Annotated in this window: 11 protein-coding genes and 1 tRNA gene; 8 read left to right on the top strand and 4 right to left on the bottom strand. The window is 62.1% G+C overall.

Annotated features, from left to right (window positions below; translation table 11 throughout):
* Window positions 1-70: 70 nt before the first annotated feature.
* On the top strand, window positions 71-1,009 hold the full coding sequence (locus tag CHU95_RS18035) for a mitochondrial fission ELM1 family protein (RefSeq protein ID WP_094457705.1): 939 nt from the start codon (window positions 71-73) through the stop codon (window positions 1,007-1,009).
* 6 nt (window positions 1,010-1,015) lie between these two features.
* On the opposite strand, the gene CHU95_RS18030 is transcribed toward CHU95_RS18035, so the two are convergent.
* Window positions 1,016-1,567 carry a GNAT family N-acetyltransferase gene (locus CHU95_RS18030; RefSeq protein WP_094457704.1) on the bottom strand — a complete coding sequence of 184 codons (552 nt, stop codon included), beginning with the start codon at window positions 1,565-1,567 and terminating at the stop codon, window positions 1,016-1,018.
* 14 nt (window positions 1,568-1,581) lie between these two features.
* On the bottom strand, window positions 1,582-2,511 hold the full coding sequence (locus tag CHU95_RS18025; protein WP_094457703.1) for an N-formylglutamate amidohydrolase: 930 nt from the start codon (window positions 2,509-2,511) through the stop codon (window positions 1,582-1,584).
* 200 nt (window positions 2,512-2,711) lie between these two features.
* Here CHU95_RS18025 and CHU95_RS18020 point away from each other — a divergent pair.
* The 3 genes from CHU95_RS18020 (at window position 2,712) to CHU95_RS18010 (ending at window position 6,243) form a co-directional block, all read left to right on the top strand.
* A tRNA-Val gene (locus CHU95_RS18020) sits at window positions 2,712-2,786 on the top strand.
* Between the two features lie 180 nt (window positions 2,787-2,966).
* Window positions 2,967-3,947: an ABC transporter substrate-binding protein gene (locus CHU95_RS18015; protein WP_094457702.1), complete on the top strand. Its 981-nt coding sequence runs from the start codon at window positions 2,967-2,969 to the stop codon at window positions 3,945-3,947.
* Window positions 3,948-3,951: 4 nt separating this feature from the next.
* The gene (locus CHU95_RS18010; protein ID WP_165772247.1) at window positions 3,952-6,243 is read left to right on the top strand and encodes an ATP-binding protein; all 2,292 of its coding nucleotides are present in this window, start codon (window positions 3,952-3,954) and stop codon (window positions 6,241-6,243) included.
* A 12-nt stretch (window positions 6,244-6,255) separates the two neighbouring features.
* Here CHU95_RS18010 and CHU95_RS18005 read toward each other — a convergent pair whose 3' ends face one another.
* Entirely contained in the window at window positions 6,256-7,665 is a 1,410-nt protein-coding gene (locus CHU95_RS18005) for a hypothetical protein (protein ID WP_133065569.1), read from the bottom strand.
* A 202-nt stretch (window positions 7,666-7,867) separates the two neighbouring features.
* Between CHU95_RS18005 and CHU95_RS18000 the strand changes: the two genes are divergently transcribed.
* From CHU95_RS18000 to CHU95_RS17990, 3 genes are all read left to right on the top strand, one after another.
* Window positions 7,868-8,416 carry a PAS domain-containing protein gene (locus tag CHU95_RS18000; RefSeq protein ID WP_094457699.1) on the top strand — a complete coding sequence of 183 codons (549 nt, stop codon included), beginning with the start codon at window positions 7,868-7,870 and terminating at the stop codon, window positions 8,414-8,416.
* A complete protein-coding gene (locus CHU95_RS17995) occupies window positions 8,391-9,695 on the top strand; it encodes a methyl-accepting chemotaxis protein (protein ID WP_094457698.1) in 1,305 nt (434 codons plus the stop codon). The genes CHU95_RS18000 and CHU95_RS17995 overlap by 26 nt, the downstream gene beginning before the upstream one ends.
* Before the next feature lie 110 nt (window positions 9,696-9,805).
* Complete coding sequence (locus tag CHU95_RS17990; protein WP_094457697.1) at window positions 9,806-10,474, top strand: thioredoxin family protein; 669 nt, start codon at window positions 9,806-9,808, stop codon at window positions 10,472-10,474.
* Between the two features lie 555 nt (window positions 10,475-11,029).
* Here the strand turns inward: CHU95_RS17990 and CHU95_RS17985 are convergent.
* On the bottom strand, window positions 11,030-12,064 hold the full coding sequence (locus CHU95_RS17985) for a methyl-accepting chemotaxis protein (RefSeq protein ID WP_094457696.1): 1,035 nt from the start codon (window positions 12,062-12,064) through the stop codon (window positions 11,030-11,032).
* Window positions 12,065-12,795: 731 nt separating this feature from the next.
* Between CHU95_RS17985 and CHU95_RS17980 the strand changes: the two genes are divergently transcribed.
* Window positions 12,796-13,125 (top strand): helix-turn-helix domain-containing protein, encoded by a 330-nt coding sequence (locus CHU95_RS17980; protein ID WP_245838382.1) that lies wholly within the window; start codon window positions 12,796-12,798, stop codon window positions 13,123-13,125.
* Window positions 13,126-13,184: the final 59 nt, after the last annotated feature.

Below are 13,184 nucleotides of genomic sequence, written 5' to 3'. Positions count from 1 at the left end.
CGACACAAAATTTCCTGGGGACAAGTCCTCGCATACGTATGCGAACAACAAAACTCCTACATGTTGGGTTTTGTCGGATGGACGGGCGGGAATCGAAAACCCCTGCCTGGGATTGGCCGAAGCCCTGGGTCTGACCCCAATGGTGAAGCGGGTGGCCCTGCGCAGCCCTTGGCGACAGACCACACCCTACCTGCCTCTGCCTGGGCTGGACCTGCCCCTGTCCTCCGCATCGGACCGGCTGGACCCGCCCTGGCCGGACCTGCTGATCAGTTCAGGACGACAGGCCGTGGCGCTGTCGATGGCCATTGGCCGGCGGTCAGCACGCACGGTGCGGGTGCATATCCAGAATCCGGGCGTGCCGTTTGACCGGTTCGATCTGGTCTCCCTGCCCCGCCATGATGGTAAGTCAGCGGCCAATCTGGTGGTAAGCATCGGGGCCATCCACCGGGTGACCGCGCAGAAGCTGGACGCCGCCGCCATCGACTGGGCACCCTTGGCCGCCGGGCAGCCGCGGCCTTTGGTGGCCGTCATGATTGGCGGGTCGAACCGCTTCTGCCGCCTGACACCGGACCTGATGACCAACACGGCGACACAGTTGGCCAGGCTGGTGCGAGAGCATGGGGTCGGCATGATGATCACCACATCGCGCCGCACCGGCGCTGAGAATGAAGCGATCCTGCGACAGTCATTGGCCGACCTGCCCGTCTTCCTTTGGGATGGCAGCGGTCCCAACCCCTATTTTGGCATGCTGGCCCTGGCCGATGCCCTGATTGTCACGTCCGACAGTGTCGCCATGGTGTCGGAGGCGGCCAGCACCGGCAAACCGGTCCATATCATCGACCTGCCGGGCAACGCGCCGAAATTCCAGCGCTTCCACAGCCGGTTGCAGGCAGACGGGATCACACGGCCTTTTCGGGGACAGGTGGAACAGTGGCAGTACCAGCCATTGCGGGATACCGGCCTGCTGGCGGACCGGGTTCAGGACCTGCTCCGCCAACGGGGCCTGTAACGCCCGTCACATCGCCGGTGGCAGGCCAGGAGCGTCCTGGGGGCCCGGCGGAGGGGCGTTGGGGTCACCCAACGGGCGAACCATCAGCACCCAGTCCAGCCAGCGTCCATGTTTAACGCCAAGACCTGGCACGGTGCCGGCCAGTTCAAATCCCAGGGCGCGGTGCAGACCGACCGACCCCTCATTGCTGCCATCGCCAATAACGGCCAGCATGCGACGGAATCCGGCGCGCGTGCATTGGTCAATCAGGGCTTTTAACAGGGCGCGTCCAACACCGGCCCCCTGCGCCTGCGGCGCCACATAGATCGAATTCTCCACCGTGAACCGGTAACCGGGGCGGCTGCGGAAAGCGCTGCCATAGGCATAGCCCAGGATCGTACCGGCGCTTTCGGCGACCAGATAGGGAAAACCCTGCGCCTGGATCGCTGCCATACGCAAGGCCATCTCGCCGCCATCGGGAGGGATCGTTTCATAGCTGGCCGTACCCTCACTGACATGAGGGGCGTAGATGGCAGCGATGGCGGCGGCGTCGCCAGCACGGGCGGTACGGATCAGCATGCCTCTTCCCCCCGTCAGCCGCCGCGCGGGCGCAGCGTTTCGGCCGGCACCGAGGCGAGCCGGGAGACCAACTGGCACATATGACCGGCCAGGGTTTCAAGATAGGGGCGGCGCGCCAAAGCAACCTCATCCATGTAAAGCGAACGGTTCAGTTCAATCTGCAACCCATGAACCCCATCCGCGGGCCGACCATAATGCCGTGTGGTATAGCCGCCGGCATAAGGCGCATTGCGTCCGACCACATAGCCCAGATCGGTCAGAACGGACTCGGCCGCCTGGGTCACGGGCGGGGCACAGGCACTGCCGAAACAATCCCCCAGCACCATATCGAGTGCGCCGCTGGCTGCTGCCTCCGGCGGCAGGTCGATCGACGGCATCGAATGGCAATCGACCAGGATGCAATAGCCAAACAGCGCCTTGGTTCCATCGATCAGGCTGCGCAGGGCCGCATGGTAAGGGTAATAGCAGCGATCCACGCGCTCCACTGCCTCGGCAAACCGCAACCGCTGGCGATAGATCTCTTCGCCATTGGCGACAACGCGCGGGATGGTGCCCAGGCCTGCCGCCACGCGCGGACTCCGGCTGTTCACATAGGATGGCAGAGCCCCCTCGAACATGGCGGGATCAAATTCGAACGGTTCGCGGTTGGGGTCCAGGTAGGCGCGCGGAAACAGCGCCTCCAGCAGGGGGGCGCCTAGTTCGGCAGCAGGACGGAATATCTCGTCGACGAAACAATCCTCCGACCGCCGCAGGGCTTTTGCTTCCAACCGCGAGCGGGTCACAAAACTTTCCGGATAATCACGGCCGCTATGGGGCGAGGCCAGGACCACGGGCAGAAGCTGTTGTCGGGGCCGCCAGATGCGGAACACGCCACCGCCCGTGCCGACGTCCAGGGGACGAGCGGTCGCCTTGTCAGGGGAAAGGGCGGGGTCCAGGCTGCTCATGGCTGAAAGATGTATCGAATTGTGACGGGCCCCGCCACCCGAACGGACGCGTTCCGGAAAAAAACGACAAATTTCTCAAAACAGGGTGTTGCAATGGCCGGATGAGGTCGCTATAAGCACGCCCACCCCGACGGCGCTGCCGATGGCGGTGTCGGAAACGACGCCGGCGACGATAGCAAAACCGGGGTGAGGAAACAGATGGGCGCGTAGCTCAGCGGGAGAGCACTACCTTGACATGGTAGGGGTCACAGGTTCAATCCCTGTCGCGCCCACCATCTGTTTACAACCGAAAAGGGCCGGTACCCGCAAGGGGCCGGCCCTTCGGCTTTTTGGGTCCTTCCCCGCCTGACCCAAAGGATAGGTTCCGCACTGCGGTCACCAGCCCCCTGGCCTGTTAGGCTGAAGGCGCATGAGAGACGGCGCCGAGGCGCCTGGATCGGGATTCTGGTGCGGGCATGATCGTGTGGCGTTCTTGGAAACTGTTGCTGGCCTCGATCCTGGTCACCGCGTTGAGTGCCTTTGGCATCATGCTGCTGCGCAATCAGGACAGCACAGCGCATCTGGTGGTCGCGGAAAGCGGTCAGATGATGTCTGCCCTGATTTTTGTGGCCCAGGCCGACGGGCATTTCGCTGACCAAGGGCTGACCGTTGAACTGCTGCGGATCACCGATGGCAAATCGGCCATGGACGCCCTGTTGGATCATCGGTCTGATCTCGCCCTGTCGTCCGATGTGCCCGCGGCTGGTGCCATGATGGCTGGCAAACCTGTCCGCATACTGTCGACGGTACAGACATCCGACCGCGATATTGTCCTTGCGTCGCCCAAAGGCAGCAACCTGACCAGCCCGGCGACGCTTGTCGGCAAACGCATCGGCTTTTCGCCCGACACCAATTCCGAACATTTCCTGAACCTGCTGATCATGCAGTCGGGGTTGACGGGTCAGGTCACACTCGTGCCGTTTGGCAGCAATGACATCATGCAGGCTTTGGCCGATGGCCAGATCGATGCTGCATCGGTCTGGACCACCACACGGATCGCCGGGGCCAAGCTGTTTCCCAACGGGCTTGACCTGTTGAGCATGCCGGGCCTTTACACCGGCAGTTGGATACTCTCCACGCGTCGTGATGTGGTGGAAACCCGACGTGACGCCCTGGTTCGTTTTGAACGCGCCCTCCTGGCGGCCGAATGGTCCATTTTGAAGGACCGCGAGCGCGCCATCCCGATTGTGGCCGCTGGCACCGGCATTGACGAGGCACTGGTCCGCAGCCACTGGGAGAGTTATGGTTTCACCCTGCGTCTTGATCAGGCGCTGCTGCTATCGTTGGAAGGGCATCTCCGGCGGGCGGGCGGCAGTCCGGGGCGTGAGATGCTGGGCTACCTTCAGAGTGATGTTCTGCGGGAAGTCGATCCGACACGTGTCACGGTGCTGGACTGAACCGATGAATATCCGAACGCGAATCACCACAGCCCTGGTCTTCGCGGCGGTTGCCTTCGTACTGTCCACAGCGTCGGCGCTCTGGTCCTGGCAATGGATGGACCGGTCCACTGCGCGGGTCACCGATGCCCAGACCCTGGTGCGGGCGGTGTTTGAACTGAGCCTGCTGGTGCATGAATATCGCGACACGGGCAGTGAACGCGCCCTTTTTCAGTGGCAGCGCTCGCATGAGAAACTATCGGCAGAGCTGGAGCGGATGCGGGGGATCGGTAATGACCCCGTGGACATGGCGCTGCTGCGCCGGATATCGGCGGATAACGCCCTGATGATGGACGGAATGGTGCGCCTGACCCAGTCGCGCACCGCCCCCGAAGCGGCCAGTGTTGCGCAGGACACGCTGCAACTGCGCTACAATGTGATGGCGTCGGACGCAGACCGTCTTGCTGCACATGCCAATGAACGGGTCAATGCCTGGGGCCGGCTGCTGATGGTCTTGCAGGTCCTGCCGCTGCTGCTGCTGGCCATTACAGTGGCTTTGGCCACCGCCGCCAGTCGGCGGGTTCTGCAAGGCCTGAACGGGATTGCGGCTGGTATGTCCGCCATCGGTCAGGGCAAGCTGGACCATCGGCTGCCAGTATCGGGACGCGACGAGTTTGCGGTGCTGGCATCGGGCGTCAACCGCATGGCCGAACAGCTTCAGACGCTTTATGCCGAACTGGCCGGCAAGGTGGAGGCGCTGTCCAATGCCAAGGGACAGGCCGAGGCGGCCGAACGCGCCAAAAGCGCCTTTCTGGCCAATATGAGCCACGAAATCCGCACACCACTGAACGCAATCATCGGCTTTGCCGATCTGCTGCGCGATGAAAAGGCACCGGTGCCGGAACGGGAAAAGTGGCTGGCCTTGCAGATGGAGGCATCACGCACGCTTGTCTCCATTGTCGACGACATTCTGGACCTGTCAAAAATTGAAGCCGGGCGTCTTGAACTGGAGATGGGTCCGCTCAATCCCGCCCATCTGGCGGAAAGCTGCATGGCCCTGCTGGCACCGCGCGCCGCCGATAAGGGCCTGTCCCTGCGGACGGAAATCGCATCCGATCTTCCCGAATGGGTGTTGGGGGATGCAACCCGGCTGCGGCAGGTGCTGTTGAACCTGCTGTCGAACGCCGTAAAATTCACCAACAAGGGCAGTGTGGTCCTGACCGTGGCCCGCACTGGCGTGCAACTGCGCCTGACCGTGATTGATACGGGCATGGGCATTCCCGCTGACCGGCAGAAACATCTGTTTATGCCGTTCAGTCAATTGGACGCGTCGGTGACCCGCCGTTTCGGCGGCACGGGTCTGGGTCTGGCCATCACCAAACGTCTGGTCGAAGCCATGCAGGGCCAGATCGCGGTGACCAGCCAACCGGGCGCCGGCAGCCGGTTTGAAGTCACCCTGCCGCTTGCAGTTACCAGCGCCCCACCGCCCGACACCGAAACGGTGAACGCAACCGCCCTGCCCTCTTATCGACCCTTGTCGATCCTGCTGGCAGAAGATGTGTTCGCCAACCAGATGCTGGTACGCACCATCCTGGAAAAAGCCGGCCACCATGTGACCGTGGTGGAGAACGGCGCGGATGCGGTCAGCAGCGTGGCGCGGGACGGGGGCGGCCTCGATCTTGTCCTGATGGATGTGCAGATGCCCGTTATGGACGGGATGGAGGCCACGCGGCGGATCCGTCAGGCTGGCGGCACGCTGCCCATCCTGGCGCTGACCGCGAATGTCCTGCGCGAGGAGCGCGAGGCCTGCCTTGACGCCGGGATGAACGGCCATGTGGCCAAACCCGTTACGCCCCAGGCGCTCAACAAAGCCATTGCGGATATTGCCGGCTTCCGCCTGACCCGAAACGAAGCCCCGCTCCCGATCTCGGGCGGTGCAGCCCTGGTACCGACCAATGCTGGCCCCGCCCTGGAACAGGCGGTACTGGATAATCTGCTGCTGGTGGTGGGCGATGATGTCGGCGTGCAGTTACTGAACGAGGCACTGACCTCTTTCCACACCCGCGTGGAGGCAATCCTGGCCGCTGGGGATGATCTGGGCCGGGTGGAGAAGGAAGCCCATTCCTTGGTCTCCGCCGCAGGAAACCTCGGATTCATGACCCTGTCACGGCATTCCCGAGCCCTGATGATCGCTGCCAGTGAGGGCGACAAGGTGGAAACCCAACGTCTGGTGTCGGGCATGCCGGGGCTGTGCGAGGCGGCTCTAATCCAGGGACGGCAGGTCATCGACCGCCTGTCGGCCGCGGCTGCCGTCTGAGGCCAGGCCGCTTTACTCGTGCTGACGGTTCTTTATGCTGACGCTGTGGCGTTCAAAATCGTCGCGGGAGCGGCGGACAACATGTTCGGGAACCTCGGTCCAATCGCCGATCAGATCACCGGAAAGAAACCGCACCCCCGCCTCCTCGCACAGTGCCTCCATCTCCAGGCTGCTCACCCCTTCCACGGCAGGCAACAGGTGGTGACGACTGGCATTGGCGACAAAGCGGGTGATTTCCGGCCGCCAGCGGTCGACCGAGGCATCATATGGCAGGGTGATGTTCACGACCCGCACCCCCGCAGCCTCGGCTGCCGCCAGCCCCATGCCGGCAACGGTCTGCTCCAGCATCACGGTCCGCCCAAACGGTTTCAGCGCACTGACCAGTTCGGATAGACGCCCGCCGGGCACCCCCGCCGGTACATGATAGAGGTGATAGGTCATGAAGGGCAGAAGATGACGCGGGATGGTGCGCAGCGTGTTCATAACCTCTTGCCGACGGCTGGTCGCGGCCAGGCTTTCAAAATGCAGCGGCAGTGACAGGAAGAACCTGAACCGGTTCTCATAAAGCTCCAGCGCCGTTTCCAGCGCCTCCCGCGCCACATGCAGGTCCAGGTCCAGGATGCCGGCCACATCCTCAGGATCGTCCAGGCAATCATACCCCCACAGAAGTTGCCGCCCGTCGCGCTTCACATGGCATCGGGCCATGTAGAGCGACAGGATCTGCTTTTTAACATCCCAGACCGGGCGGTATCGCACCACCGGCGGGCTTGCCCGGGCCATAAGCGGGGGACGTAACCCTCTGGGCTGGATCAGGGTGGGACTTGTTCCCATGCCCTGGGTATGGGCCCGGTGCTTCGCCCCTTCCAGCATATCGGTCAGGCTGGCCGGTACCATCATCACCTCCGACCCGATCTCATGTACCATGGTGCGGACAGTGATGCTGTCGGTGTCGGCGTGCCCCAGCAGCATCACCTGCAACTCCTCCACCACCTTGGCACAGATCAGACGGGCCTGTTCGGGACCCAACTGTGCAAACACCACAACATAAGATTCGTCGCCGTGTCGGAACCAGGCATCCTGCGGTGACAGATGCTGGTTCAGAAGCTTTCCGGCCAGTGAATGGACACGGGCCGCCACCTCCGGCCACCGGGCGCCCAGCTTCTCATGCAGGCTGCCCAGGCCAAGCAGGTGGATGCTGCCGGCCTGGGTGGGATCGCGGCCGTCAAAGATCCGACGCAGCCGCAAGGCCAGGTCGTGATCGTGACCCGCGGCCATATCCGGTGGCACCGGCACCGGCGCCGGTTCCGGCTGTGGCGCTGGTTCTGGTCGCCGGAACTTCAGCCGCGGCCGCCCCCGCGCCTTTGCCGATTGGTCAGCGCCACCGAACAGCGATTTCAGAACGGTCGCCATGAGTTTGCGCACTGCCTGACCCTCCCGTTCCGCTGCTGCTGAGTGATTGAATCCTCTCATGGTCATGTTTGCCGCTTTTGGCGGCAGGTCAAGCTAACCTTGCGCGACTGGCGGTCCAATTGTCGGTCTGATCTGGATCAATGCGGCCAAGGAACCATTCAGGCATGTAAGTGGCAGGCTGCCCCTGAGGCGGATCAGAAGGGATAAGATCGTCATGAGTGTCGCCGATGCGCCGCCGGGAAAGGCCCGGCCGTTTCTGACCGGGGCGGAACGTCCGTTCCATGATGACGAAATCATTGTAACCAAGACTGACAAGGGTGGTCGTATCACCTATGCCAACCGCACCTTCCTGCGCGTGGCAGCACTCTCCGAGGCGGACGCGCTGGGCAAGCCGCACAACCTGATCCGGCACCCCGACATGCCGCGGGTCGTGTTCAAACTGCTGTGGGACACGCTGGGCACCGGGAATGAGATTTTTGCCTATGTGCTGAACCGGGCCTTGACGGGCGACCATTACTGGGTTTTTGCCCATGTCACCCCGTCACGCGACACGGGCGGCAACATCATCGGCTATCATTCCAGCCGACGAACGGCCGATAAACGTATCGTCAACGACATTATCAGCCCCCTTTACAAACAATTGCTGGCCGAGGAGGCCAAACACAGCCGCATCCGAGAAGGCATGGCGGCCAGTGAAGCAATGTTGATGGGGCTACTGCGCGACCGGGGTGTGAGCTATGAACAACTCATCTTCTCTCTCTAAAGCCCGGCTGACGGGTGTGGCCGTGCTGATCGGGTCGGTGATCAATCTGGGCGGCAATCTACTGGACCAGGATACGCTGGCCATAGCCGGCGGGGTCATCACCCTGCTGGCGGCCCTGGCCAGCTTTTACTTTCTGGGCCGCGTCGATCAGGTGCTGCAATCTGCAGGTCAGGTGCTGGCGCGTTTGGCCGGCGGTGATTACGAAGCGCGGGTGATCGGCATTCAGGAGGGGGGAGCCCTGGGCGAGCTGTTGCATCGGATCAACGATGCCACCGACCGGGCCGATGCTTTCGTCCGTGAAGCGACGGCGTCTTTGCAGGCCATCACCAATCAGAACTATCATCGCCGGGTCATTGAAAAGGGCATGCTGGGTACGTTCCTGGTCGGCAGCCGCGCCATCAATGCCGCCAATACGGCCATGGCGGAAAAGGTCACGGGTTTCCGCCGTATCGCGGACGAATTTGAAAACACGATCAAGGCCGTTGCCGACGATCTGGGCCGCGCCGCCCGCGAAATGGAAAGTGCCGCCGATACGATGACCCACGCAGCAGAAGGGACCAACCATGAAAGCATGGCTGTCGCCTCTGCCGCTGAACAGGCCAGTTCCAATGTGCAGACGGTGGCTGCCGCCGCCGAAGAACTAAGCGCTGCCATCCGGTCAATCACCGATCAGGTTGATCGTTCGCGCGATATCACCAATGCTGCTGTGGGACGGGCCCGCGCCGCCAATGATCGCGTCGCCACCCTGTCCGCCGCTGCCCTGCGTATTGGCGAGGTTGTGGGCCTGATCCAGGAAATCGCCGCCCAGACCAACCTGCTGGCCCTGAACGCCACCATTGAGGCTGCACGCGCCGGTGAGGCCGGGAAAGGCTTTGCGGTGGTCGCGTCGGAGGTGAAAAATCTGGCCGGGCAGACGGCCCGCGCCACAGAGGATATCCAGACCCAGGTGGCTGACATCCAGGCTGCAACCCAGTCGGCCGTCGACAGCATCAACGAAATCACCCAGGTCATCGCCGATGTGAATGGCACCACCGTCAATATCGCCGCCGCTGTGGAGGAACAGGGCGCCGCCACCGCCGAGATCGCCCGCAATGTCGAACAGGCGGCCGTTGGAACACGCTCGGTTTCGGAAAGGATTGCCCAGGTCACCCGGGCCGCATCCGAAACCGGTGCCGCGTCGACCCAGGTTCTGGGCTCTGCTGGCCGCCTATCGCACCAGTCGGGGCAGTTGGGTCAGTCAATGGGGGCATTCCTGGCGGCCCTGCGCCGGGTGATCTGAGGAAACAGCCTGTTCACCCTCAAAATCAGGGGTTTTCCGGGCAGGCGGGGTTTGATCTTTCCCAAAGGCGACACCAGATCATGGCGTCAACCAAGAACGGGAGGCCTGTCATGTCGTTTCGTCTTACCCGCCGCTCCTTCCTGAACAGTACCGCCACTGTGGCGGGCGCCGGCATCGTAGCGCCGCTGCTGTCCCTGCCGGCACTTGCCGCGCCCGCGGCCGCGGCCGCTGTCGTTGGGCAGGCGGCCCCTGCCTTCTCCGGCACCAATGTCGATGGTGCTGCGGTGTCGCTGGCCGATTACAAGGGCAAACTGGTGGTCCTGGAATGGACCAACCATGGCTGCCCGTTTGTCCGCAAACATTATGATTCGGGCAACATGCAGGCCGTGCAGGCCGAAGCCACCAAGGCCGGTGCCGTGTGGCTGACCATCATCAGTTCCGCCCCCGGTGAGCAGGGCCATGTCAGTCCCGCTGACGCCAAGGCCCGCGCCGCATCGGAAAAATGGGCGGCCACGACCACCATCCTGGACCCCACTGGCACGATCGGCCGTGCGTTTGGGGCCAAGACCACACCGCATATGTACATTATCGGAACGGATGGCACCCTGCTCTATGACGGTGCCATTGATGACAAGCCGACTGCCGATAAGGCAGATATCCCCGGATCCAAAAACTATGTCCGTGCCGCCCTGGCCGATATCGCGGCTGGCAGGCCGGTCGCGGTCAGCAGCACCCGCGCCTATGGATGTTCAGTGAAATACGCCAAGACCACGGCTTGATCCGGCCAGCGCCGCCCAAACGTTGCCCGACCCTGTTGGGCAACGTCATTTACCCTGCCATACCAGTAATTTCACTACATCGTGGGCAGAAAAAAAGGCCGTGGCATAGCCACGGCCTGAGTTTAGGGAGGAAACGCCCAAGAAGTGCGTTACGACAGAGGGCATAGGGCCGTGTCGCGAGACAGACTATGCGCGCCTCATGATCATTGTGCAAGTGCAAAATCGTACAGGCGCCATGCGGACAGGTTCTAACGCATGCAAGGTAAACCGCCACTTATCCGGCCATCGACCAAAGTCGATACCTATTGCACCGCAACACGAATATGGATTCAGGTCACAGAGGCCGCCAACATCCCCTTTCCAAACGTGCCCCCCGGCGCGCCAAGGCAGATATTGGTTCGCCCAACGAAGGAGATGTAACGGTGATACCGTTTTCGCCAGCCCGGCATAGGGGGGCGAAAAGAAAAGGCGCCGACCCTCTGGTCGACGCCTTTTTATCGCTGTTACGGGGATAGTCCGGTTCTTGGCGGTGGACTGCCCAGCTTCACATCGCGGTCAGTGTGCGGTCTCGCCACCGGTCTGGACAATGACGCCGTACCATCCCAGGCCACGGTAGGTTTCGTAGCCCGGCGTTAGGGCGAATCCGACCAACCGGCCGTATTTGTCTATGTAATGTCCCATCGACCGCCCCTGCGTCTCCAGCGGGAAGCTTTCGGTCAACTGGCCGCGCCCGTCAGAGGACGAGATGATCCGTCCGGCAGCATCAACCAGCAGACAGCGCGTCTGCGCCTCCTCGCTCCGGTCCAGACGAACACCCGTCGTCACCGCACGGGCCTGCGGTTCCCAGTCGAAGAAAATGCCCATGGCGCCGATCACCTCGCCATCCACAGCACCGTCACGGCGGACAGCGGTGGAATAGGTAGCAACGGTCCGCCCGTCCAGCACCGGATTCGCAGTGACATCAACAACGGCAAAGTCAGAGCCATCCCTGGTATTGAGGGCCTGCCGGAACCAGGGTTCGTTGGCGACATTGGTACCCACCGCATGCGGGAACCGCCGGGGGCGACCAGTGGCAACCACCTTGCCCTGCCGATCGGCGACCCACAGGTCGAGATAGACGGTGTAACTATCGAGGATCACGCCGAGCCGGGAGGATGCAAAGCTGGCGGCATCGGCAGACGGGAACGCCAGGCAATCAACCAGCGCCTTGTCTGTCGCCCACCAGCGCACGTCACAAGACCGCTCATACAGATTGCGGTCGATGATCTCGATCATGTTCAGGGCGAGATCAGCCAGTCGTTGCCCGCGGAACCGGACCATCAGGTCCTCCCCCACTGTCGCCATGCGATCGACCAGTTGCCCAATTTCTGAGCGGAGTTCGCTGGCGACCACACTGACTTGACGGGAAATGGAGTTCACTTCATTGGCGACGACCGCAAAACCACGCCCTGCGTCACCCGCGCGCCCTGCTTCGATCAAGGCGTTAAAGGCCAGCATCTTAGTGGTGCGGTTGATATCCTCGATGGCGGAAACCTTCTGGCTTGCGACATCAAGCACATTCCGGGTCAGGTCGATGAGGCTGTTATCCATGAGCGTGCCCTTACCTTGCGCAACTATTCCATAAGACTGGAGAGCAATTTGTATGCCCGACCGCTTCTAAAACGTAACCCTTTGACTTTTAAACGAAGTCTTATTTCGGCTCTGCGGTACGAAAGTTTCTAATGCCCATTTTTTAGGCATATCAGCATAAACTGCCGCCGGCACTGGCGGTTACAATTGAAACAATAGGCAAAAAAGCCCTTGGAACAGCATTTTCTGATTTTACCAGCCGGGAAAAGGGTTTGAACCCTGACATGCCGTATTTGCATACCCACTGCGGGGGATCGGCAGCGCCGGCAACAGTTGACACCCGCACCTTGGGGATAGGCAGATGGCCGAGATCATCCCGGATCAGTTGCAAAGGACATGTGACAGGCCGGTCGGGGTTCCAAGGGGCGATAGGTTCCCCGACCGGCCCGTCACCCGATACCGCGCAATTGGGGCATCACAGGGTATCGGCGCCTTGGCTGTCGGTGCGCGATGGGATCCACATCGACAGTATCCTGAGGAAGTCCCGGAGGCGGACAAAGCCGCCCCCGGGGCTTTTGTCCAAGGAACCAGAGACAGGGGCGATGCTCTCGGTGCCTTGAACAAGTCCAGTAATCCTGAAACAGCGAGTTTATGTCAAGCAAATTTATAATGAGCGAAGCTGAAATTTTGTCGCTTGCCCGCACCGCTGGCCCGTGCGACCTTCTGACCTGTCTAGTTCGGAGATGTCGAGAATGGCCGCAGCCGCCACTCCGCGCGCCAAACCGCGTGGCGAGGAAAGTGAAAAGACCAAGCTGACGCGTCAGATGCGGCGCGATGCTGGTCGCTGGCTCAGCGCACAGCGGGAGAAGGCTGGCGTGACCCAGGCGCAGGTTGCCGACCATGTCGGTTACCGCTATTACACCTTCGTCTCACAGGTTGAAGGCGGGCATGGCCGTGTGCCGTCCGAACATTTCGAACTCTGGGCCCAGGCCATCGGTGTCGATCCACAGGCCTTTGCCCGCAAACTGTTGGGATTCTACGAACCAGAAATCCATCGTCTGTTGTTTCCAGGCGAAAGCTGACTGGTTGACATGATGTAACGGGGCGCGGGCGGGGTGTGGGAACCCCGGATGACGCGACC

Origin of the sequence: Niveispirillum lacus, from assembly GCF_002251795.1 — a bacterium.
In the GTDB taxonomy this organism is placed as follows: Bacteria; Pseudomonadota; Alphaproteobacteria; order Azospirillales; family Azospirillaceae; genus Niveispirillum; species Niveispirillum lacus.
Note: the sequence above shows the minus strand (reverse complement) of the source record. Positions and strands in the feature narration are given on the sequence as shown.